The organism is Treponema primitia, from assembly GCF_046533075.1.
In the GTDB taxonomy this organism is placed as follows: Bacteria; Spirochaetota; Spirochaetia; order Treponematales; family Breznakiellaceae; genus Termitinema; species Termitinema primitia_B.
In genome coordinates, this window is record NZ_JAJQRB010000083.1 from 17,293 (window position 1) to 38,660 (window position 21,368).

Annotated in this window: 19 protein-coding genes; 4 read left to right on the forward strand and 15 right to left on the reverse strand. The window is 50.0% G+C overall.

Annotated features, from left to right (window positions below):
* Window positions 1-128 precede the first annotated feature (128 nt).
* Window positions 129-485 carry a helix-turn-helix domain-containing protein gene (locus tag LQZ19_RS16785; RefSeq protein ID WP_411048843.1) on the reverse strand — a complete coding sequence of 119 codons (357 nt, stop codon included), beginning with the start codon at window positions 483-485 and terminating at the stop codon, window positions 129-131.
* Between the two features lie 237 nt (window positions 486-722).
* Between LQZ19_RS16785 and LQZ19_RS16790 the strand changes: the two genes are divergently transcribed.
* From LQZ19_RS16790 to LQZ19_RS16805, 4 genes are read left to right on the forward strand one after another with little or no spacing between them, the layout of a single operon-like run.
* Window positions 723-1,100, forward strand: coding sequence for a hypothetical protein (locus tag LQZ19_RS16790; RefSeq protein ID WP_411048844.1), 378 nt, complete (start codon window positions 723-725; stop codon window positions 1,098-1,100).
* 45 nt (window positions 1,101-1,145) lie between these two features.
* The gene (locus tag LQZ19_RS16795; RefSeq protein ID WP_411048845.1) at window positions 1,146-1,619 is read left to right on the forward strand and encodes a hypothetical protein; all 474 of its coding nucleotides are present in this window, start codon (window positions 1,146-1,148) and stop codon (window positions 1,617-1,619) included.
* A gap of 55 nt (window positions 1,620-1,674) precedes the next feature.
* Entirely contained in the window at window positions 1,675-3,147 is a 1,473-nt protein-coding gene (locus LQZ19_RS16800; protein ID WP_411048846.1) for a PqqD family peptide modification chaperone, read from the forward strand.
* Complete coding sequence (locus tag LQZ19_RS16805) at window positions 3,147-4,598, forward strand: radical SAM protein (protein ID WP_411048847.1); 1,452 nt, start codon at window positions 3,147-3,149, stop codon at window positions 4,596-4,598. The genes LQZ19_RS16800 and LQZ19_RS16805 overlap by 1 nt, the downstream gene beginning before the upstream one ends.
* A gap of 239 nt (window positions 4,599-4,837) precedes the next feature.
* Here LQZ19_RS16805 and LQZ19_RS16810 read toward each other — a convergent pair whose 3' ends face one another.
* The 14 genes from LQZ19_RS16810 to rhaS all read right to left on the reverse strand — a co-directional run bounded on the left by LQZ19_RS16810 (window position 4,838) and on the right by rhaS (window position 21,334).
* Window positions 4,838-5,902, reverse strand: a complete 1,065-nt coding sequence (locus LQZ19_RS16810; RefSeq protein ID WP_411048848.1) for an LptF/LptG family permease — start codon at window positions 5,900-5,902, stop codon at window positions 4,838-4,840.
* Entirely contained in the window at window positions 5,899-7,182 is a 1,284-nt protein-coding gene (locus LQZ19_RS16815; protein ID WP_411048849.1) for an LptF/LptG family permease, read from the reverse strand. The genes LQZ19_RS16810 and LQZ19_RS16815 overlap by 4 nt, the downstream gene beginning before the upstream one ends.
* Window positions 7,179-7,658: a dUTP diphosphatase gene (gene dut, locus LQZ19_RS16820; RefSeq protein WP_411048947.1), complete on the reverse strand. Its 480-nt coding sequence runs from the start codon at window positions 7,656-7,658 to the stop codon at window positions 7,179-7,181. The genes LQZ19_RS16815 and dut overlap by 4 nt, the downstream gene beginning before the upstream one ends.
* On the reverse strand, window positions 7,636-9,825 hold the full coding sequence (gene pnp, locus LQZ19_RS16825) for a polyribonucleotide nucleotidyltransferase (protein ID WP_411048850.1): 2,190 nt from the start codon (window positions 9,823-9,825) through the stop codon (window positions 7,636-7,638). Before pnp ends, dut begins: the two co-directional genes overlap by 23 nt.
* 96 nt (window positions 9,826-9,921) lie before the next feature.
* A complete protein-coding gene (gene rpsO / locus LQZ19_RS16830; RefSeq protein ID WP_010258812.1) occupies window positions 9,922-10,191 on the reverse strand; it encodes a 30S ribosomal protein S15 in 270 nt (89 codons plus the stop codon).
* 12 nt (window positions 10,192-10,203) lie between these two features.
* On the reverse strand, window positions 10,204-11,025 hold the full coding sequence (locus tag LQZ19_RS16835; RefSeq protein ID WP_411048851.1) for a riboflavin biosynthesis protein RibF: 822 nt from the start codon (window positions 11,023-11,025) through the stop codon (window positions 10,204-10,206).
* Window positions 10,985-11,875: a tRNA pseudouridine(55) synthase TruB gene (gene truB / locus LQZ19_RS16840; RefSeq protein ID WP_411048852.1), complete on the reverse strand. Its 891-nt coding sequence runs from the start codon at window positions 11,873-11,875 to the stop codon at window positions 10,985-10,987. Before truB ends, LQZ19_RS16835 begins: the two co-directional genes overlap by 41 nt.
* Window positions 11,862-12,215 carry a 30S ribosome-binding factor RbfA gene (gene rbfA, locus LQZ19_RS16845; protein ID WP_411048853.1) on the reverse strand — a complete coding sequence of 118 codons (354 nt, stop codon included), beginning with the start codon at window positions 12,213-12,215 and terminating at the stop codon, window positions 11,862-11,864. Before rbfA ends, truB begins: the two co-directional genes overlap by 14 nt.
* Before the next feature lie 129 nt (window positions 12,216-12,344).
* A complete protein-coding gene (infB, locus tag LQZ19_RS16850; RefSeq protein WP_411048854.1) occupies window positions 12,345-15,158 on the reverse strand; it encodes a translation initiation factor IF-2 in 2,814 nt (937 codons plus the stop codon).
* 9 nt (window positions 15,159-15,167) lie between these two features.
* The gene (nusA, locus tag LQZ19_RS16855) at window positions 15,168-16,739 is read right to left on the reverse strand and encodes a transcription termination factor NusA (RefSeq protein ID WP_411048855.1); all 1,572 of its coding nucleotides are present in this window, start codon (window positions 16,737-16,739) and stop codon (window positions 15,168-15,170) included.
* Between the two features lie 4 nt (window positions 16,740-16,743).
* On the reverse strand, window positions 16,744-17,250 hold the full coding sequence (locus LQZ19_RS16860; protein WP_411048856.1) for an LSm family protein: 507 nt from the start codon (window positions 17,248-17,250) through the stop codon (window positions 16,744-16,746).
* Window positions 17,251-17,417: 167 nt separating this feature from the next.
* Window positions 17,418-18,905: an FGGY-family carbohydrate kinase gene (locus tag LQZ19_RS16865; RefSeq protein WP_411048857.1), complete on the reverse strand. Its 1,488-nt coding sequence runs from the start codon at window positions 18,903-18,905 to the stop codon at window positions 17,418-17,420.
* Window positions 18,906-18,919: 14 nt separating this feature from the next.
* Window positions 18,920-20,227: an L-rhamnose isomerase gene (locus LQZ19_RS16870; protein WP_486401708.1), complete on the reverse strand. Its 1,308-nt coding sequence runs from the start codon at window positions 20,225-20,227 to the stop codon at window positions 18,920-18,922.
* Window positions 20,228-20,299: 72 nt separating this feature from the next.
* Window positions 20,300-21,334: a rhamnose ABC transporter substrate-binding protein gene (rhaS, locus tag LQZ19_RS16875; RefSeq protein WP_411048858.1), complete on the reverse strand. Its 1,035-nt coding sequence runs from the start codon at window positions 21,332-21,334 to the stop codon at window positions 20,300-20,302.
* Window positions 21,335-21,368: the final 34 nt, after the last annotated feature.

Sequence of the window (21,368 nt, forward strand, 5' to 3'; positions counted from 1 at the left end):
AAAGTGTGAAATACGAAACACAATTATTGTTATACAAAAAACACCAGATCGATGTTTCGGTGGTGATAATTCATTTTTTATACGTAATGAATTACGTGCTTTTTTAAAGGTAATAAAGCTAAGTATATCTATGTGCCATCGGGGCCGTATTTTGCGAGTATCGTGTCCAGAGAGCGTTCTACATCAATATTTGCCTTATTAATGAGCAGCTTCACATCTTCGTTGTAGTGCCTTAAAACGTCAAAGGCGGGGTGTTCCTGGGACGGCGATTCCGGCTTAAACAGGTCATAAACCTCGATTTTTAAGCCCTGTGCAATCTTTTCAAGGGTTTCCGGAAAAGGCCATTTTTTGCAAGTCTCTATGTCGCTTAGGAAATTGGTGGAAATGTCCGCCTTTTCCGCAAGTTCTGACTGCGACCAACCATGCCGGTTTCTGTAAAAACGGATATTCGTGCTTAAAACCGACCTAATCTTGAACCCTTTCATTTTCTCTACCACCAGATAGCTTGAATCAATTTATAATCCTATCTGATTGACAAAACAATCAAACATCTATAAGATTGAAAATAATATTCATGCTATTTGTTGTATTTTAAGGTAAATTTCCTTTATAAGGGGGTTGCAGTAGATGGCGAAAGGTAAAGGGGCAGTTTTTGGCGGAAAATTCATTCAAATTTTTCGGAATTTAATAAAAATCCCGGAATTTTTGCTTACATAATAGGGATGGAAACTAAAATGCGCCTACCTGCGGCAACGGCTCTTATTTTTGTATTCATGTACCTGGGCTGCTCCAATAAGAATGAATCCCAGTCGGCATACTCCGCCGAGGCGCAAAGCGGCGAAGCTCTCCCCCAGGAAGAGCCCGGGCAAACAGATCCTGGTTTGTCCGGCTTGGGTGATAGTTTTAAGGACGCTAAACTGGGAAGTAATACCGGAACAATTAGCGGAAAAAATTCATGGGAAGAAGTCCATGACTATTCCGAAGGCAATGAACATTTTAATTATGAATTTAGAACCGAATACTATGCCAATAGAGCCGGCGGGGCTCTGTATGAGCTTGATGCTATTACTCATAAATGGAGTGCGGTTAAAAACTATTAAAAAAGCAGCCGGAGACAGCTTGTATGACTAATAAGGAGGCAAAATATGGCACTGGTCCAATGTAGTTGGTGTGGGACTTTATACAATAAAAAGCTGATTGGTGATAAGGGCTTTTGTTCCAGCCGTTTCAATACGTTATGGGACAAAGAATTTGTAGATGCAAATAATGAAGGCCGGTCATTTAAAACCCAACTGACGAGGAATGTTGAAGAGCTGGAAGCGGAAAAAGCGGCGGAATCTGCAGCAGAAACGAAAGGTTTTGCTTTTAACCGTCAGGGTGGTTTATCCGTCATTGACGATAAAAGGGGGTTCGTTGAATTCCTGAATAGTATCTTTACAAAAGGAGAAAAATTATGGCTTATAGTAAACCCCAGGTTTTGGCGCAGAATAGCGCCCAAGGTTCCTATGCAGCAGGATGCCCTACTAGCAGGGCGGGTAGCGGTAACTCAGGTGGTTACGGCAAATGCTGCCAGACCTGATTTTTTAGGTCTTAAATTTTGGGAACCACTGATTAAATAACATCAACATGAATATCATAATCAGTGGTTCCTATTCAATGCAAAAGGAAGAATGAATGTTATATAGACAAAGACAAAAAACAGCGATTCGAATATACAAAAACGATTACGTCATTGTGGGGTATATCGAAAATTTTCAAAATGGTAACAGCGAAGCTTTTGAAAGTTCCGGTGCGGAGTTTTTAAAAGCTGTATCGCGCAAGGCAAGAAATCTGGAAGATTTAGTAGACGAAATATCGAATTCTTTTGCCGATGTTGATCGCGCCGTTATCCACGATGATGCGCGTGAATTCTACGATTCCCTTACAGATAAAGGTTTACTGGTAAGTGGAGAAACTACCGATGAAATTGACCTCAAAGATACACCTTTTTCGTATTCAAACATACGGCCGGATGAAAAAAAAGACCATATTCCGGGTGAAAAAAAACAGGGGAAAAGCGCCTTGGCACTCGTGGCAGAAAAGTTTGGCGGGAAATCTCGCCTTTGGGAACTGCGTGTTGAAATAACCAACCGGTGTAATGAGCGTTGTGTCCATTGTTATATTCCGATGGGGGAACGCGCAAAAGCGCCTGACTGCGACATTGATACTCAATTGTTTAACGATGTGCTTTCCCAATGCCGGAAAGCAGGCCTCATGCGTTTGACACTTACCGGCGGTGAACCCATGCTGCACCGGAATTTTCTTGATTTTTTAAAAACGGCGTTTGAGTATGATTTTTTTGTTGAAGTTTTCAGTAATCTCACCATGCTAAACAATGAGATAATATCGGCTCTCAAATCTCATCATATTTTAAATGTAAGAGTTTCTCTTTACAGCATCGATCCTGCAATTCATGATGCTATTACTGGGATACATGGTTCATTTGAAAAAACATTTCAGGGAATTCAGCGGCTTATTGAAGCGGACATTCCTGTTCAAATTGGATGCATGGTTATGAGACAGAATAAAGATGTTTTTCTTGATGTAAAAGAATGGGGTAAAGAACACGGCATACCGGTTACGATCGACCCTTTTATCTACGCCCCATTCGACCATTCCGGTGCAAATCTTGGCAGCCGTCTTTTACTTGAAGAACTTGAAAAGGTGCTGTCCGACATCATTTTGGATGATGTAGATTATCTTATCGCTCTTAAATATGCGAACAGCCCTGTAAAGCCAAAATTACATGATGAACGTGTATGCGGAATCTGCACCTTTAGTTTTTCTTTATCTCCTACAGGAGATGTTTATCCATGTGGAGGTTGGCAGAATTGTGTTTTGGGCAATACACAAAAAGAAGAAATTTTGGATATTGTCGAGAATTCGCCTAAAGTAAAATCTCTGCGTAATGTAAAAAGGAAAGATCTTCCCCGATGCTTTGTTTGTGAGCATATAGATTTTTGTCACAGTTGTCTAATGCGAAATGAAGTTGAAAGTCCTGTTGGTAATATGTTCGAAATCAATGAGTATTTTTGCGCAGCAGCAGCGATTAAACACCGTCTTATAATTGAAAAAATTCAAACGAATACTCAAGGAGCGGCTAAATAATGATGTATCGACAAAAATTTGACACTTTTATTCGTCAGTATGGAGATGTAGGATATATTGTTAATAAGAGCGGTTTTGGCGATCGCGTATTCGACGCTTCAGGAGCGGTGTTTATTAAAGCATTATCAAGGACAACGCGTCAGTTGGATGAAATTGTTGATACAATAGCATCATCATTTATTGGCGCCCCTAAAAATATGCTGCGTCAAGATGCAATTGATTTTTACAAAATGCTCGAAGAGGACGGTTTTATTGTATCAGGTGAAACAGAAGAGGATATTGAAAGAAAAGACAGCCGTTTTAGTTATACCGCATTTAAACAAAAAGCTATTAAAAAAGATTTTTTACCTGTTATCCTGCGTACTGAAAGAACAAGTCAGGAATTTCTTGACGAACATTTTAAGGGGGCGCATCATTTAACATCACTGCAAATTGAACTTACCAGCAGGTGTAACGAACGTTGTATACATTGCTATATTCCTCATGAAAATAAAATATGCGATATTGAAAGTTCACTCTTTTATGATACGCTGGATCAATGTCGGGAGATGGGTGTTTTAGACTTAAAACTTTCCGGTGGTGAGCCTATGTTGCACAAAAATTTTATTGATTTTCTTGGCAAGGCCAAAGAATGTGATCTTTCGGTAACAGTACTCTCTAATCTTACACTGTTGAACAGTGATATTATTGCAGAGATGAAGGCAAACCGTCTTGCGTCCATACAAGTTTCACTTTACAGCATGAAAAAAGAAATTCACGAGTATATTACACAACTTCCTGGTTCATTTGAGAAAACAAAAAATGCTATTCTAGAACTTATAAAAAATGATATTATGTTACAGATAAGCTGCCCCGTTATGAAGCAAAATAAAGAAAGTTACGTTGATGTACTTGCTTGGGCAGAGAAACATAATGTCCCTATTGAAACAGACTATATCATGATGGCTCGTTCTGATAAAACAACAGACAATCTGGAGAATCGCCTTTCTCTTGATGAAACAGATGCGTTATTGAGGGACATAATAAGTCATGATACAAATTATCAAATGAATCTTTTAAAAAATGATATTATGGATCTTGAAAAAAAAGATACTGGTAATGACATGTTATGCAGTGTCTGCATAACATCTCTTTGTATGGTCGCCAACGGCAATGTGTATCCCTGCGCGGGCTGGCAGGACTATGTTTGCGGTAATTTACGGGAAACACCCCTGCGGGAGATTTGGGAAAATTCTCCTAAGGTAAAATACCTGCGGGGATTGCGGAAAAAGGACTTTCCCCAATGCCTCAAATGTAAGGATAAGGCTTTCTGCGCCATGTGCATGGTTCGCAACGCCAACGAAAATCCGGAAGGTGACCCGCTCAAGATAAACGAGCATTTTTGCAAAGTGGCGGCATTAAACAGAAATATTGTGCTTAACTGGAAAGAAAAAATCTTGGCGAAAAAATAATAGCAACGCGAGTTGTAATATGTAAAGGAGTCGTTATGGCAAAAATTGCTGACTTGGAAGATACTACTCCAGAAGGCAGCGGATGGAAGAAAATGGCTGCAGCCTGAAACATGTGCCTGAGAAACTAAAGCTGCCTGGCCTATGCCGTCGTACTTCTGGGAATGTTGATTTTTCTGAACAGGAAGACTCAACAGAAAGAAACACGCGAGAACTCACCAGGGAATAGCTTGGCTTTCCACCTATGTTTTTGCGTTCCGCAGAAGCAGGATACCGACAATAATAAAAATAAAAACCGGAAACCAGGCTCCAACAATGGGAGGAATATAGCCCAGCCTGGCCATCATCATGCTGATCATCTCCGAGACATAGAAGATCACCGCCGCTGCCAGACTTGCCAGAAGACTCATGAGAAGAATATTCTTCCTGAACCTGCCCCCCATGGAAATTGACAAAATCATTACCACCAGTGATACTGTGGAAAAAGAATACCGGTGATAAAACTCCGCCAGGGCGCCGATAAAAGGAAGCCCGGCAGCCCGGAGATCCTGCACCAAAAAGCCGGCTTCCTGTACCTGAAGATCCTCCACCGCCACGGCGTTCCGTCTGAAGGTATCCGGATGTTCCCGGTAGACGTCCGAATTTTCAACGGGCCGCACCCGGAGCAGCCCGTTCTCCCATTGGTAAATTAGCGCATTTGACAGGACCCAGTATTCGCCATTCCATGAGGCCTGGGGAGCGCGGAGGAGGGCAATGAATGATCCGGTTGCGGTCTGTTCAACGATACTCAGACCGTTCAAGGTATTATTAACATGATCATAGTAATCTACCGAATAGATCACCTCACCATTTCTGGCTTTAATAACAATATCAGAATTATTCTCCGTCCTCTGCTGATGCAAATAGAGCCTGGACAGATCACTTTTAATTCTGAAAGTAGGAACCACCACCCGATCCTCAAAGAAAAAAGCAAATACCGATGCCAGGAGACCCACCGCAACCAGGGAGACAGAAAAACGCCAGAAGGGTATTCCCGAAGAAAATATGGAGGTAAGTTCATTCCTCGCGTACAGATCTCCCAGGGTATAGGCTGATGCAAAAAGCAGGGATATTGGCATGGCATAGGAAAAACTTTTTGGAAGGTAATAATAACATACCCGGAGAATTTCTTTGAGGGACACCTCGTAGTTAAGGTAACGCCACAGATTTGCGAAGAGATCTATCAATGAAAGGAGCATTACAAACATTGATACTGCCACAATAAACACAGGAAAAAATTGACGAAGAAGATATCGGTCAAGGATCATCGCCGTATCCTTATGATGCCCATGATTACCCCAATAGACAGGGCAAGAATATTGGGGAGCCACATGGACCAGAATGGCGAATATCCCAGGCGCATACCCATGGTCTGGCCGCCCAGAAGCAAGGCCCAGTAGATAACCGCAATAAGCAGGCCGAAGATAAAGCCCACGGTCTGGCCGCTTTTTTTTGCCAAAAGCCCCAGGGATACTGCGAGGAACACAAAGGAAAGGGCGCCGAAGGGTATGGAAAACTTCTTGTAATATTCAAGCCGGTAAATAAGCAGGCTCCGGTCATTTTTCAACGCCTCCGCGGCATTTGCTTCCCGTAAAAAATTCAGGGCGTAATTGGCGCGGCGGTTCCATTCGGTATCCTCCGGACCTTTACGCATGGCCGTTTCCAGGGACAGGGCATGGGTGAGCGCCTTGTTGTAGCGCTGGTCGAGTTTCTCCTTAAGATTTTCTTCCTTATTTTTAATTTCCCGCAGTACATCGGTGGAACTCATCTCCCGGGGACCTATGGAAGATACCGCCTGGATAAGATCCTCCTGGGGGACCCAGTAGCGCAGAAAACCCGATGAGCCATAATCATAATCCCGGCGGGATACTTCCTTTGAGGATTGTATAAAAGCGTCGTCCAAGTCCAGGCTTAAGCCCTGCTTGCCCCCGTCTTTTAACTCAGCAGTCCGGGCCATGATAACCCGCCGCTCACCATCGCTGGTTCTGTCCAGTATAAGCACATCACTGATGGCGTTCCCCGTAACATCGCCGGTTACAACCACCGTATCCTTAAACCGTTTGACCGAGTTTGCTTCCAGTTCAAGCGCCGGGGTGGAAACCAGAATACGCCGGTAGAGCCGGGAAAACTGCACCGTTCCTGCGGGGAGGAGCACGTCATTTGCAAAAAAAGATACAAGGGATATTAAGAGCCCCACCACCAGGGCGGGAAGAAAAATATTTCTGTAGGACAGTCCTGAAGAAAGGAGTACCAATACTTCATTATCGGAACTGAGCCGCCCCACGGTCATCAACGTTCCTACCAGGGATGCAAAGGGCGCCGCCATGGCGACTATGGACGGGAGCGAATAGAGGACCAATAAAGCAACCTGATTGAAGGGAACCCGTTTCGTTAATATTTCCTGGGCCATGAGCAAAAGCTGGTTTACAAAAAAGATAAAAAAGAAAAAGAGAAAGGACACAAAAAAAGAAAACAATGTTTCTGATACGATATAAAAAAAAATGGTACGGGATAGGGAACGTTCACTTTCCACGATATTATTCATCATATTCCTGTGGATCCGAAGCCCCCTTCTCCACGTTGCGTTTCCGACAGAGAAGCAGCTTCAAGCATTCGGGCCCGGATTACCGGGGCGATAACGAGTTGGGCTATCCTATCCCCGTCATGCACCGTAAAAGACTCCTGGCCCAGGTTGATTAATAGTACCGCCAGTTCCCCCCGGTAGTCGGCGTCAATGGTCCCCGGAGAATTCAGCACCGTAAGGCCGTTCCGGGCAGCCAGGCCCGAACGTGGCCGGACCTGGGCTTCATAACCAGGTGGGATTTCCAGGACCAGGGCGGTAGGAACACGGGCGCGGCCCAAGGGCGGGATCACCATAGGTTCGGCAATCCTGGCCCTGAGATCCGCCCCCGCGGCGCCCTTGGTTTCGTACTCCGGAACAAAAGCGCCGGGATCCTTTTTCAGGACCCGTACTACGAGGGCCTGTTCCGAACCATTCACCTTAGTAACGGCGGGGCCTGTCATTGCGGCGGCCATCTCCGCGGCTATCGTTGTGTCCGCCACCGTGTCCGTCGCCGTCTCCGCTGGGAGCGCCGTCGGGATCGATGGCATCGATATAGGAGAGGTTGAGCCGCCCCATCTTATCCACCTCAAGCAGCTTAACCGGTATCTCCTGACCTTCCTTTAGAACATCGGTTACCACGGTGATACGATCGCGGGAAAGTTTGGAAATATGTACCAAACCTTCTTTACCCGGCAGTATCTCTACAAAGGCGCCGAAATCCATAATGCGCTTTACCACACCGTTGTATATCCGGCCTGTCTCGGGGTCCGACACAATGCCGGTTACCGCAAGCTTGGCGGCCTCAGCGTCCTTGGCGTTCTTTCCGTAAATTGTTACGGTTCCGTCGTTGTCGGTGTTGATAGTAACGCTGTACTGCTCGCAGAGGGCCTTGACGTTCTTGCCCCCGGGGCCGATGAGGGCGCCGATCTTGTCGATCTCTATCTTCATGGTTACGATCTTAGGTGCGTATTCGCTGATCTCCGCCACCGGTTTGTTGATGGTCTGGTTCATGATATTCAGGATGTGGAGCCTGCCCCGCTTGGCCTGGTCCAGGGCTTTCCGCATTACCTCGGGGCTGACCCCGGCGATCTTGATATCCATCTGGAAACCGGTGATCCCATCCTGGGTACCGGCAACCTTAAAGTCCATGTCCCCCAGGTGATCCTCGTCACCCAGGATGTCCGAAAGTACGGCGTAGCGGTCAGTGGGGCCGCCCTTGCCTTCGGTGATGAGCCCCATGGCAATACCCGCCACGGGCTTCTTCATGGGAACACCAGCTTGGAGCATGGCCAGGGTGCCTCCGCAGACCGAAGCCATGGAGGAGGAACCGTTGGATTCCATGATCTCCGAAACCACACGAATGGTGTAGGGGAATTCCGCCTTGGATGGCACCATGGCTTCCAGGGAACGGCGGGCCAGGTTGCCGTGACCGATTTCCCGGCGGCCCGTACCCATACGGCCGGTTTCGCCCACCGAATAGGGGGGGAAGTTGTAGTGGAGGAGGAAGTTCTCCCGCTTATCCCCATCGATATCATCGAAGATCTGTTCGTCAAAAACCGTGCCCAGGGTGGTAACCACCAGTGCCTGGGTTTCACCCCGGGTAAAGAGCGCGGAACCGTGGGTCCGCGGTAGTATCCCTACTTCGCAGGTGATGTCCCGAATATCCTCGGTGCCCCGGCCGTCTACCCGGACACCCTTGTTAAGGATACCGGAACGGAGTATCTCGTACTGCATATCTTCAAAGAGGGCATCGAAAAGCTTCTTCTGGTTTTCGTCCTCAAGCTGGGTTTTATACTGGGCGGCAAGATCCGCCTTAACTTCGTTGACCGCCAGATGCCGCTCCTGCTTGCCCTTGAGAAAGCAGGCGGTTTCCAGCCGGGGATAGGCGGCGGAACGGATGGCATCGCCATTCTCCAAAGAGTAGGACACTTCGGTGAGGGGAAGCTTTTCCTTACCCGCAAGTTCCCGGAGCTTGTCCTGCAAATTACAGAGCTCGGTGATCACCTGCTGGGCTTTTTCCAGGGCGGCGATCATCAGGTCCTCATCAACTTCCTTGGCCCCCCCTTCCACCATGGTGATACCTTCTTTGGTACCGGCAACCACGATTTCCAGTTTGGACTTTTCAATTTCCGGGTAGGTTGGATTAACGATGAGCTGACCGTCCACGGAGCAGATCCTGATCCCGGCTACAGGTCCGCCGAAGGGGATGTCCGAAATATGGACCGCCGCAGAAGCGGCGATGATCGCCAGAATGTCCGGGGGGTTAAGCTGGTCCGTAGAAATAGTGGTGGGTACCACCTGGATCTCCCGGCCAAAGCGCTTGTCAAAGAGGGGCCGCATGGGCCGGTCGATGAGCCGGGACACCAGGATTTCTTTATCCTTGGGGCGGCTCTCCCGCTTGATGAAGCCCCCGGGGATCTTCCCGGCGGCGTAGTACTTCTCGTTGTAATCCACCGTGAGGGGGACATAGTCCAGGCCCTCAACCGCATTGGATGATGAACAAACCGTGGCGATTACCACGGAACCCGCATATTGGGCGAACACGGCGCCGCCGGCCTGTTTCGCGATCTTACCGGTCTCAAGGATCAATTCCTTGCCGGCAATTTGATAACTTACTTTTTGAACCATAAACTCCTGTCTTTTTTTCAAAAAACCGGCGCAGCTTTTCTACGAATATAAATTTTAAGCGGCGCCGGGCTGAGACACACCCTATGGGCTGTGAAACTACTTGCGGAGACCTAAGTCCTTGATAAGGACCCGGTATTTCTCCAGATTGGTCCGCTGAAAATACTTCAGCATACGCCGACGTTGTCCGACGAGGATTAGTAAGCCCCGCTGACTGGACTTATCCTTTTTGAATTGCTTACAATGCTCGGTGAGCTGGTTGATCCGCTCCGTGAGCAGGGCAATCTGTACTTCCGAGGTTCCGGTGTCTTTTTCGTTTTTACCGAACTTGTTTACAATGGAAGATACATTTTCTTTGTTTAAAGCCATTTATTTACACTCCTATTGGGAACTACTTAAAAATTCAACGCGAAGAGCGTTGAAGGGCGAGGGAATAAAAAGTCCATCCGGACCAATCTTAATCTCCGTTTCTATTCCTTCCGGGGAATCCTTTTCGAAAAGCAATACCGGGTACCGGTCATAGGGCGGCATGATTCGGTTTTTGGAGGCCAAGTCAAAATAAACCCCGCCGGGTCCGGGGGTAGCGGATAGTCCGGCAAAATCGATTTCAACCCTTCGACCGAGAAGCGCCGCTGCCTCAACGAGACTGCCGGCGGATATCGCGGTGCGGATACGGCTTGAACTTATGCGCTCACCCCCGGACAGCACGGGCTCCACCACTTCCGTGGGGATTCCCGCCGCCAGGTTCATCTCTTTGATGAGCGCCGCATGAGTATCGTGCCGATAACCGCAACGAAAATTGCTGCCAATTACCAAATAACGCAGATTACCCCGATCTTTTAACAGATCGATGAATTCCTTGCCCTTAAGTTTACTGAATTTTTCAGAAAAGTCAATCATGACCGTAAGACCGACCCCCATTTGCTCAAACAAACGGAGCTTTTGGGCTATCCCCATGATATCCCCTTCATGGGTTTCGGGCTGCAGGATGAATTTTGGGCTCCGTTTAAAGCTTATCACCACCGGGTATAGTCCGGAGGAAAGCACCTTTTCCAATAAGGCCCGGTGTCCCCGGTGGATTCCGTCAAAGACGCCGATGGTCATGGCAACGCCATTTATGGCGGCTTCACCAAGGCTGCCTCTGGCGGCAAACTCCGCTAAATCAAGCACCCGCATGGACATACCCATAGGACCAACGGTCATTACCGCTTCCCTGTTTTTTCACGAGTACCGCCACAAAGGCGCCGTCGCAAAACACCCCCAGAGACTCCGCATCGGGGGCATCCCCAAGCAGCCCATCCAGGGGCTTTCCCTGGCGCATACTTTTTGCGGCGTTTTCATCCACGGTAAGACGGGGAATATCCAGGGCGTCGAAGGTATCCGGACCGATGGAACGAAACGCTGCGGCCAAATCCGGAGCATCCATGGGGACCGCCTGGGCGATATCAAACCCCGCTACCCGTTTCCGCTCCAGGGCGGCCAGGTGGGCGCGGGAACCCGCAGCGATGGCTATGTCCCGGGCTAGGGAGCGGATATAGGCGCCCTTGGAACAGTGCACATACACGCAGGCATCGGGGGGATCGTAGGAGCGGAGTTCCAGGGCATGGATAGTCACGGGCCGCTTTTCCATCTTCACCTCCACACCGGACCGGGCAAGCTGGTAGGCCCGCTTCCCATCCAGGTGTATCGCCGAATAGGCCGGCGGGGCCTGCATAATATCGCCCCGGAATTGGGTTAGCGCCTGTTCCAGCGCTTCCCGGCTGGGCGGGTCCGCCTCGGCGATTGGCTCGCCCTCCGGGTCCAGGGTATCGGTTTCCACGCCGAAACGGATAAGCCCTTCGTACCGCTTATCGCAGCGGTCAAACCAGGGGCTCAGTTTTAAAGCCCAGCCTGCCAGTACCACCAGCAGGCCCGAGGCGAATTTGTCCAGGGTACCGGTATGCCCCACCTTGCCGGTTCCCAGAGCTTTTTTTACTGCATTAAGGGAATCAAAGGAGGTATAGCCGGGGCTTTTATTGAGCAGCAATATACCGGCGCTCTTATTGCCCGTCACGTACAAGATCCTCAATTTTCTTTACCAGCTCAAACCCTTCCCGTATACCCTGGTCTTCGTGAAACCGAAGCTTGGGAGTTTGGCGGAGGCGCATCATTTTTGCAAGCTGGGACTGGATAAAGCCGGCAGCGCTCTGTAGGCCCTCGACTCCCGTAGCCAAGCCCTCGGATTTATAGCTTGAAACATAGGCATCGGCGTAAGCAAAATCCCGGGAAACAGTAACCCTGGTTATGGAAAGAAAAGGATCAACCCGGGGGTCCTTCACCTTCCCTTCCACAATGAGAGTCCCAACTTTTTCCTGGATAAGCCGCCCTACCCTTTCCGTTCTATATTCCGACATACCTATTTCACTGAACTTTCAGGAAAACTAACCGCAAAGGCACGGAAAGCGAAGAAGCAAGAAAAATAAATTCATCATCCTTTTTTCGCCTTCCGTGCCTTTGCGGTTTCCCCTCTTTTTCTTTCATTATTAGTTGCTCGTTAATTTTCGGGCCACTTCCACAATCTCGAATACCTCAAACTGGTCGCCGACCTGAATGGCGTCAAAGCCCTCCAGACCGATACCGCACTCGTAACCGGCGGCAACTTCCCGGGCATCGTCCTTAAAGCGCCGCAGGGAGGCGATCTTTCCGGTATGGATTACGATCTCGTCCCGGATAACATTGATACTGGCGCTGCGCTTGACCGTACCGGTAAGGACGTAACAGCCGGCAATGGTTCCAATCTTGGGCACCTTGAAGGTATCCCGAACTTCCACCGAGGCGATAATCTCTTCCTTGGTATCGGGCTTGAGCATACCCTCCATGGCCAGTTGGATTTCCTCCACCGCCTTGTAGATGATATTGTAACGCCGTATGTCTACCTTTTCCTGATCCGCCAGGATCTTCGCCTTAGGTACGGGCCGCACGTTGAAACCAATGATGATGGCGTTTGAGGCGATGGCCAGATCCACGTCCCCTTCGTTGATAGCCCCGGGGAGAGCCTGGATAACGTTAAGCCGCACTTCCTTGTTGGACAGTTTTTCTAAGCTTGCCCGGAGAGCCTCGGCGGAACCCTGAACATCGCTCTTGATGATGATTTTAAGTTCCTGGATGGCCCCGGCGCTGATGGTGTCCGAAAGGTTGTCCAGGGTGATCTTCTTGATATTCTTGGCATCCTCAAAACGCTTTAACTCGTGACGCTTGGCGGAAATACCCCGGGCTACCTTTTCGTCATCAACCACCTGGAGGGGGTCCCCGGCGTCGGGAACGCCCTCAAAGCCCAGGACTTCCACGGGCATGGCGGGAGTGGCTTCCTCAACCTTCGTTCCCTTGTCGTCAAAGAGCGCCCGGACTTTACCGGGCCAGACACCTGCCACAAAGGAATCGCCAATCTTGAGGGTCCCCCGCTCTATCATTACGGTGGCAACAATGCCGCGGCCATGATCGATCCGGGATTCCAAAACCTTTCCTTCGGCGCTGCGTTCAAAGTTTGCCTTGAGGTCAAGGATCTCCGCTTGCAACAGTATAGCGTCGATGAGCTTATCAATGCCCTCTTTTTTAAGGGCCGATAATTCCACAAACATGGTTTGGCCGCCCCAGTCTTCGGGCATGAGCCCCAGATCGGAAAGCTGGCTCTTAACCCGGTCGGGGTTAGCCTCGGGCTTGTCCATCTTGTTCACCGCCACGATGATGGGCACCTTGGCGTCCTTGGCGTGGTTGATGGCCTCGATGGTCTGGGGCATGACCCCGTCGTCGGCGGCAACCACCAGTACCACGATATCCGTGACCTGGGCGCCCCGGGCCCGCATATGGGTAAAGGCTTCGTGTCCCGGCGTATCGAGGAAGGAGATCTTCCCATGGGGGGTGTCCACCGTATAGGCGCCGATATGCTGGGTTATTCCGCCGAATTCGCCGGAAACCACATCGGCGCTGCGGATAGCGTCCAGGAGTTTGGTCTTTCCGTGATCCACATGGCCCATCACCGTAACTACCGGAGGCCGATGGATCAAGGATGCCTCATCATCAGATTCGGTGGTGATCAGCGTTTCATCATAAAGGCTGACGATCTTCACGTCCGCCCCAAATTCCGCCGCCAGAATGGTGGCGGTTTCCGCATCGATCTGCTGGTTGATGGTAACCATCATACCCATACTCATGAGTTTGTGGATCAGGTCCGATGCTTTAAGGTTCATTTTCCTGGCCAACTCGGAAACCGAAATCACTTCCATTATGTCGATGGACTTGGGCACCGGGTTAGCGATCTGGGTAATCTTCTTCTTCGTCTGGAGGAGCTTTTCCTCCATCTCCTGTTCTTTCCGCTGGTAAACCGCCCTCTTGGCTTTAAAGGACTTTTTAATCGGCCCCTTGTTATCAGCCAAAGGAGGCGGAGGGGGAGACATACCGCCGCCGCGCTGTCCGCCGGGACCGCCGGGTCTACCGCCCTGATTAAAGCCTCCGGGCCTGCCGCCCTGGTTAAAACCGCCGGGGCGATTACCTTGAAAGCCGCCGGGACGATTGCCCTGAAAACCGCCGGGACGAGGTCCGCCCTGGTTAAAACCACCGGGACGAGGGCCGCCTTGGTTAAACCCGCCGGGACGAGGTCCGCCCTGGTTAAAACCACCGGGACGAGGTCCGCCCTGGTTAAAGCCACCGGGACGAGGTCCACCTTGACCAGCGCCGCCGTAGGGACGGGGGCTGCCGGAACCGGAACCTGAGCCTTCAGGACGGGGCCCCACAGGGCGTCCGCCAACCCTACCGGCAGCGCCTACAGGCCGCGGGGGGAAGGGCGAGCCGGATCGAGGCGGACCGTTATCGTCCCGGGACGAGTGGTTTCCCACAGGACGGCCGCCAACTCTGCCGGCTGCCGCCACCGGACGCTGGGTATTGGGCATGGACGTTACACGACTTTCACCGTCAGCCGGGACTTTTGCTTCCCGCGGCGTTTCGGAAGCTTCCTGGGCACTTGTTTCAGCCGCCGGGCTCTTCGCTTTAGGAGTCAAAGCAACAGGCTGCCCCTCCGGAACTGTGCTCCGGGAAGTCGCCCCCAAGGGAGTGGTGACCACAATCTTTGGCTGAACTTTCTTTACAGGAACCGGAGCGCCGGAAACGGCAGCCTTTTTCTTGATCACAACCACCTTACGGCGTTGGTCCCCATGCTCCTGCGCGGGGACCTGCGTTGCAAGATGCACCGGACCGCCCTCAGCGGGAAGCTGGGTCGAAGGTACCGAAACCTCCTGCTCGCTCTTCTGATGTTTAATGAGCTCTACCTTTGGTTTTTGTGTAGTGTCTAATTCCTCAGCCATGATCCACCTTTATTCGTCCTCGAATTCAAAACTCAATCCGATACCGCAATTCGGACAATTGGTCATATCCACGGTTATCTTTGCGCCGCACTCGGGACATTCATACTCTTCCGCTTCTTCGTCGGTCTTATCATCAAGATCCTTAGATTCAGCATCTTTGACGGCAAGCTCGGCTTCCCCTTCGGCGGCGGTATCATCGGCAACGCTATCGGCGACGCCAGTTTCGGCATCCCCCGCTTCTTCGGAATTCTCTTCTTCGTAGGATTCCTCACCCGCCTCTTCTTCCACCACTTCCACAAACTCTTCTATGAGCTGGCGAAGGGTGACAACCTGTTCCGCCGTAATCCCCTTGAGCTGTCCCGTTTCCTCTTCCGCCAGGGCAAGGAAATCCTCTATAAAGTCGATATTGTTTTCCAGTAAAGCGGCGGCGACCTGGGCATCCACTCCGGGAAGCTCGGATATCCGGGAAAGTTCTTCCCCATAGCCTTCGGCGTCCCCAAACAATTCCGATACTGCCCGCCGGGATTCTGAGGCGATATCCATTTCCCCAAACTGGGCGTCGGTTTTAACATCAATGTTCCAGTCCACCAGCCGGTTTGCCAGCCGCACGTTGAGCCCCTGTTTGCCGATGGCCAGGGACAACTGGGAATCGTTCACCACAGCCAGGGCCTGATGTTTACCCTCATCCATGATAATAACATCCCGAACTTCCGCCGGGGATAGGGCATTTTTTATAAATCTTCGGGGATCGGGATCGAATTTAAGGATATCGATCTTTTCCCCCTCCAGTTCCCGAATCACCGCCTGGATACGTACACCCTTAAGGCCCACACAGGCCCCCACGGGATCCACATCTTCCCGGTTGGAATACACCGCCAGTTTGGTACGGTACCCCGGTTCCCGGACAATCTTGTGGATTTCCACGGTTTTATCATAAACCTCGGGCACCTCAAGCTCAAAAATTGCCCGCACAAAATCCGTATGGGTCCGGGAAAGTACCACCTGAAGCCCCGCCGGGGTCTTGTTAACCTCGGTAATCAAAGCTTTGATACGATCATTAACGTGGTAAACCTCCCGGGGGGATTGGTATTTCTTGGGGAGTATCCCCTCAACCTTGCCAAGGTCCACATAGATGGTCCCGTTCCGCTCCCGTTGATAGTACCCAATGATGATTTCTCCCACCTTATCCTTGTATTCCGAATACAGGCTGTCCTTCTGGATTTCCCGGATGGACTGGTGGGCGGTCTGTTTGGCGCTCTGAACCGATATACGGTCAAAGTCCCGGGGGTCCACTTCAATAAGCAGTTCATCCCCAATTTCCGCTTCCGGGTCGAGTTCCCTGGCTTCCTCCAGGTCTATCTCCGAAACCGGATCGTACACCCCGTCAACAATCTTTTTTTGAGCATAAATCGATACTTCAGTATTAGTATCGTTAAACCGGACTATGGCGTTTTCCGCATTGCCAAAACGCCGTTTATAGGCCGCCAAAAGGGTATTTTCTATGGTTCTTAGGACAAGCTCCTCGGACATACCCCTGTCCTGGATAAGCTGGTGGATTGCTTCCGACATATCTGTTGCCACGAGCCTAAACCTCCCCTAAATAATCTAATGTATAATCCAGTTTCGCCTTAGCGATAACATCATAAGCAATTTCCGTCATACCATCCTTTCCTTTAAGAACAACCCCTTTTTCATCCGTAGACCGGAGTATACCCCCGGTCCAATCGGAAATATCCGTACGGTAACACCGTACACCACGACCTATATAATGCACAAATTCCGATCCATCCTTGATAACCCGGTCTATACCGGGGGAGCTAAGCTCCATATACAGATCCTGCCCGGGAAAGGCCGATTCCAGGCAGGGAAGCATGGCGCGATGCGCCTTGGAACAATCGTCCACCCCAACTACCGTATTAGCGCCTTTTCCGGCGGTTTTACACACCACCACCCGCAATTGGACGCTGCCTTTATGGCGGGAGAGGGTCAACTCTACCAGGCCCATTCCCAAACCCTGCGCCACGGACTCCAGGGCCTTATAGAGGAGACCTGTCTCATCCCCGGCGTTGGCCTGTCTGGGGGTATACTGCATTCCACACCCTTTTTACCGGAAATGTCAAAAAAAAGGGCCGTTCGGAACGGCCCTTTTGCTAGAAATTCCGAATGTCCTCGTTACTATATCTTTTCCTGAAAATTTTGTCAAGTACACAGTACAAATTCCTTTAAAACAATGCTCGCGCCTTTGCGGTTAAATCTTCTTCAAACCAGTTCCAGCCACGCAGCCCGGTAAGAAAAGATTTCCGGGATGTCGGATTTTGTGACTTCCTGGTATTCAATTTCGAAATCCTTGGATAGCTCTGAAAGTCCCTGACCGGTCAACGCCATCTTGGCGATCATGGCGGCTCCAAAGGCGCTGGCTTCGGCTATATCGGTGAGGAAGACGGAATTGTTCTTTAGGGCCGATGAGAGCAAAATATTGTAGGCTTCGTTTTTTCGGAATCCGCCTTCGGTAAAAACTTCTACACCCGGTAACAGGCCAATCCGTTCAAATGCGGTAAGGGACTGCATCACCAGGGATATCCTCAGCAGGGCAAAGCCTGTTTCGTATTTTTTAAAACAGGCGGGCAGATTCGTTGAAAAATCCGCAAAGTGATAGGTCCTGCCATCCTCCACTACCCGGGGTTTAGATTGGGGGAACTGGCCGGTCCCGGCGGTGAGTTCGGGGGTGAGAAACGCTTTTTTCTCCCGCAGAACCCTAAGGTATAGCTCCTTGTTATAAGGGGGCAGATCTTCCCGTTTATGGATATCCATCAATACTTTGGACCAGGTTTCAAATTCCTGGCCTCCCTGGAAGATAGAGGTCTTTACCGGCTTTCCAAAGGCAGAGATATTAAAAAAAACTACCTTGCCCAATTCATCCGGAGAAAAACGATATTCTTTTACCGGATTCATGCTGACACACCAGGTCCCGGTGGAATTTAATAAAAAACCGGTCTCGCCTTTTTTGGCAAAATGGGGAAGCAGGGAGGAATTGGAATCGTGGATGCCCATGGTAACCATAACATCCCGGCTTAGGCCGGTCTTCCGGGCAAAATCTTCAGTGATGGTTCCCAGGATGTCCCAGGAATGATTGAGCTTAGCGGGCATTAAAGATGCAACCCCCAGTCCCTCGGCCACCGTAGAAAGGCAGCTCCCAAAGGGATCCCAGAGATAGCTGTGGCAGCCCATGTAGGTGCTTTCTGCGCCGGTTTTTCCGGTAAAGCGGTAACCCCAATACTGGGGATACATCAGCAAATGCACCGTATTCTTAAAGCCCTGGGGATATTTATTCTGCGCGAAAAATATACCCTTACCGGGATTGATCATAGCCTTAAAATATGGCGTACCGGTCCTGGCCTGGAGATCAACCGGGGAACCGAAGCGTTCGTAGAATTGGCGATGAAAATCATCCCCCGGTTCATGGGTATAGTAAATACAGGGAAGTGAGGGTTTCCCGTCCTTCCCCACGCAGACAAAGGTTGCTCCGTGGGTACTGATCGCTATTGCTTTTATGGCATATTTTTTCGCAAAATCCCTGAGTTGATCGACAAACCAATCCTCCATGGCCTCCAGGTCATGGGTTTCAAGGCCATCGATCATTTTAGGCGCAAAATTCCGATACCGGGTATCAAGCTGGACTAAGTTACCGTCATAGACGGCCACCTTTTTATTCGTCATTCCAATATCAATTACCGCGATATAATCCATTCCGGACTCCATTATTACCGAAATTTTAGCACATCATTTTCATATTTTTCAACAGTCCCATACCAATCGCTGCCGGTAATATGCTGGCGCAGGAGGTATTCGTCCCACACAGCGCCAAAGGGCAGGGTTTTTAATTCTTCCTGGCAGACAAGCAGTTTGGAAAAATTGCCCGTATCCTGTAGTTTCTTCAGATCCCCGTGGGGCATGAGCAGGGCGTTTAGCAGAGCCTTCTGCATATTCCTGGCGCCGATAACCCATGCGGCAACCCGGTTGATGCTTGCGTCAAAGTAGTCGAGGCCGATGAGCACCCTATCCTCAGCATCATTGCGGATAATTTCCTTGGCAATTTCTTTAACCTCGTCTTCAAACAAAACGACGTGATCCGAATCCCACCGTACCGGACGGGTAACATGGAGGGCTATCTTGTCGAAGCTTAGAAGAAACGAGGAGATTTTATCGGACACCAATTCTGTGGGATGATAGTGGCCATTGTCAAGAAGCACGTTAATACCGGCCTTCGCCGCATAGCCCAGATAAAAGTCCGACGATCCCACGGTATAGCTCTCAAGCCCAATTCCGAAAACCTTGCTTTCCACCACGTCAATAATATGGTTTTTATCATAGTGAACGGAAAATATTTCGTCCAGAGATTCTTTGAGCCGCTGCCGGGGACCAAGCCTATCGGCGGGAACATCCTTTAAACCATCGGGAATCCAAATATTATGCAAACTGGGACTTCCCTGCTTTTCACCAATGTATGCTGCAATTTTTCTGCACGCCTTTACGTGCCTGATCCAGAAGTCCCGTATATTTTTATCCGGAGAAGAAAGGGTAAGCCCGCTTGCGGCCATGGGGTGGGAAAACAGGGTGGGGTTAAAATCTATCCCGATATTCCGCGCCTTTGCCCAGGTAAGCCAGGGGTCAAAATGCCGGCATTCCGGCTGATCCCGCTTAACGGGGCTGTCATTATCGCTTATGGCGTATATCTCATGGAGATTAAGCCGTTTTTTGCCGGGGATAAGGGAAAAGACAAGATCCAAATCCCGCATAAGCTCGTCCTTGTTCCGAGCCTTGCCGGGGTAATTGCCGGTGGCCTGGATTCCGCCGGATAGGGCGGCGCCGGTATTTTCAAAGCCCGCAATATCGTCCCCCTGCCAACAGTGCAGGGATACGCTGATTTCGGCGCATTTTTTGATCGCCGCTTCGGTATCAATCCCCCATTTCTTATACTGTTCCTGCGCTTTCGTATACATATTTACCCCTTTATTTGTTAATCCATCAGGATTACTGTCCATCAGATCCTTCTTCATAGCTTTCGCCATCAATCAAAAAATAAGCGCTAAAGGGACATTAAGCGCCGGCCTTGTCCCTCGTAACGCTCAATTTATCAAAAATTAATACACAGATTTCCAGTCATTGATATTTGACTTCTCAAATTTGAAGGGGGGGCCGAGTAATACTTCGGTACCGCCATCAGGAGCTGCAGTAATGGTGTAGTTTCCAAGCCGGCCGGCGCTGAAGTTTTCTCCGGCCTTGCCGGTGATCTTTCCGCCGCTCAGAGCCGTTGCCACATAGGAGCCCAGGTATCCCACATCAATGGGGTTCCAGAGGTACATGTAGGGGCAGGCGCCGTTATCAATATATTCGGCCATTTCCGATGGGAGTCCAAGCCCGGTAATAAATACCTTGCCCTGGAGCTTACGATCACTGATCACCTTTCCTGCGGCTGCTATACCAACGGTGGTGGGGGCGATGATAACCTTCAGGTTGGGATAACTCAGGAGTAGTCCCTCGGTTTCGGAAACCGATTTGTCCCGGAGGTCGTCCCCGTAGGCTACCTTGACCAGATTCAAACCTGAGTACTTTGGCTTGGCCAATTCTTTCTTCATATAGTCGATCCAGAGGTTCTGGTTTGAAGCCTGGCTCGTGGCGGAAAGGATGGCAATTTCACCGCTGCCCCCCGCAAGGTCATAGGCCGCTTCCACCAGGGTGACACCGATTTTTTCCGAGTCCGCCTGGTTCACATGGGTCAGACGGCTGGCGGGATTCACCGAGGAATCAAGAGAATACACCTTGATACCGGCATTTTTCGCCTTGGTCAGAACCGGCTGGAGCGCGTCAAAGTCGTTCCCCACAATACAAATGGAGGTGACCTTCTGAGCAATAAGCTGCTCGATCATCTGAATCTGAGCTTCCGCAGTGGGAAGATCCGGCGCACGTAATATGGACGTAGCGCCCTGTTCTTTAATGCCCGCCTCAAAGCCGTTCATCTGCCGTTCGCCGTAGGGGTTCCCGGTACTCTTAAACACAAAGGCATGCCGTTCACCGCCGCCCCCGGATGCCGCCTGGCCTCCATTGGCGAACACCATCGCCGAGCCAATAACCGCCATGATTGAAAGAATTAATACTTTCTTTACCATGTTTCCCATCTTATGCCTCCTAATATAAAATCTTTTATAAAAT

Coding starts and splice junctions, on each gene's coding strand:
- LQZ19_RS16785 (WP_411048843.1), bottom strand. CDS start 485: ATGAAAGGGTTCAAGATTAGGTCGGTTTTAAGCACGAATATCCGTTTT.
- LQZ19_RS16790 (WP_411048844.1), top strand. CDS start 723: ATGGAAACTAAAATGCGCCTACCTGCGGCAACGGCTCTTATTTTTGTA.
- LQZ19_RS16795 (WP_411048845.1), top strand. CDS start 1,146: ATGGCACTGGTCCAATGTAGTTGGTGTGGGACTTTATACAATAAAAAG.
- LQZ19_RS16800 (WP_411048846.1), top strand. CDS start 1,675: ATGTTATATAGACAAAGACAAAAAACAGCGATTCGAATATACAAAAAC.
- LQZ19_RS16805 (WP_411048847.1), top strand. CDS start 3,147: ATGATGTATCGACAAAAATTTGACACTTTTATTCGTCAGTATGGAGAT.
- LQZ19_RS16810 (WP_411048848.1), bottom strand. CDS start 5,902: ATGATCCTTGACCGATATCTTCTTCGTCAATTTTTTCCTGTGTTTATT.
- LQZ19_RS16815 (WP_411048849.1), bottom strand. CDS start 7,182: ATGATGAATAATATCGTGGAAAGTGAACGTTCCCTATCCCGTACCATT.
- dut (WP_411048947.1), bottom strand. CDS start 7,658: ATGACAGGCCCCGCCGTTACTAAGGTGAATGGTTCGGAACAGGCCCTC.
- pnp (WP_411048850.1), bottom strand. CDS start 9,825: ATGGTTCAAAAAGTAAGTTATCAAATTGCCGGCAAGGAATTGATCCTT.
- rpsO (WP_010258812.1), bottom strand. CDS start 10,191: ATGGCTTTAAACAAAGAAAATGTATCTTCCATTGTAAACAAGTTCGGT.
- LQZ19_RS16835 (WP_411048851.1), bottom strand. CDS start 11,025: ATGACCGTTGGTCCTATGGGTATGTCCATGCGGGTGCTTGATTTAGCG.
- rbfA (WP_411048853.1), bottom strand. CDS start 12,215: ATGTCGGAATATAGAACGGAAAGGGTAGGGCGGCTTATCCAGGAAAAA.
- infB (WP_411048854.1), bottom strand. CDS start 15,158: ATGGCTGAGGAATTAGACACTACACAAAAACCAAAGGTAGAGCTCATT.
- LQZ19_RS16860 (WP_411048856.1), bottom strand. CDS start 17,250: ATGCAGTATACCCCCAGACAGGCCAACGCCGGGGATGAGACAGGTCTC.
- LQZ19_RS16865 (WP_411048857.1), bottom strand. CDS start 18,905: ATGGATTATATCGCGGTAATTGATATTGGAATGACGAATAAAAAGGTG.
- LQZ19_RS16870 (WP_486401708.1), bottom strand. CDS start 20,227: ATGGCGAAAGCTATGAAGAAGGATCTGATGGACAGTAATCCTGATGGA.
- rhaS (WP_411048858.1), bottom strand. CDS start 21,334: ATGGGAAACATGGTAAAGAAAGTATTAATTCTTTCAATCATGGCGGTT.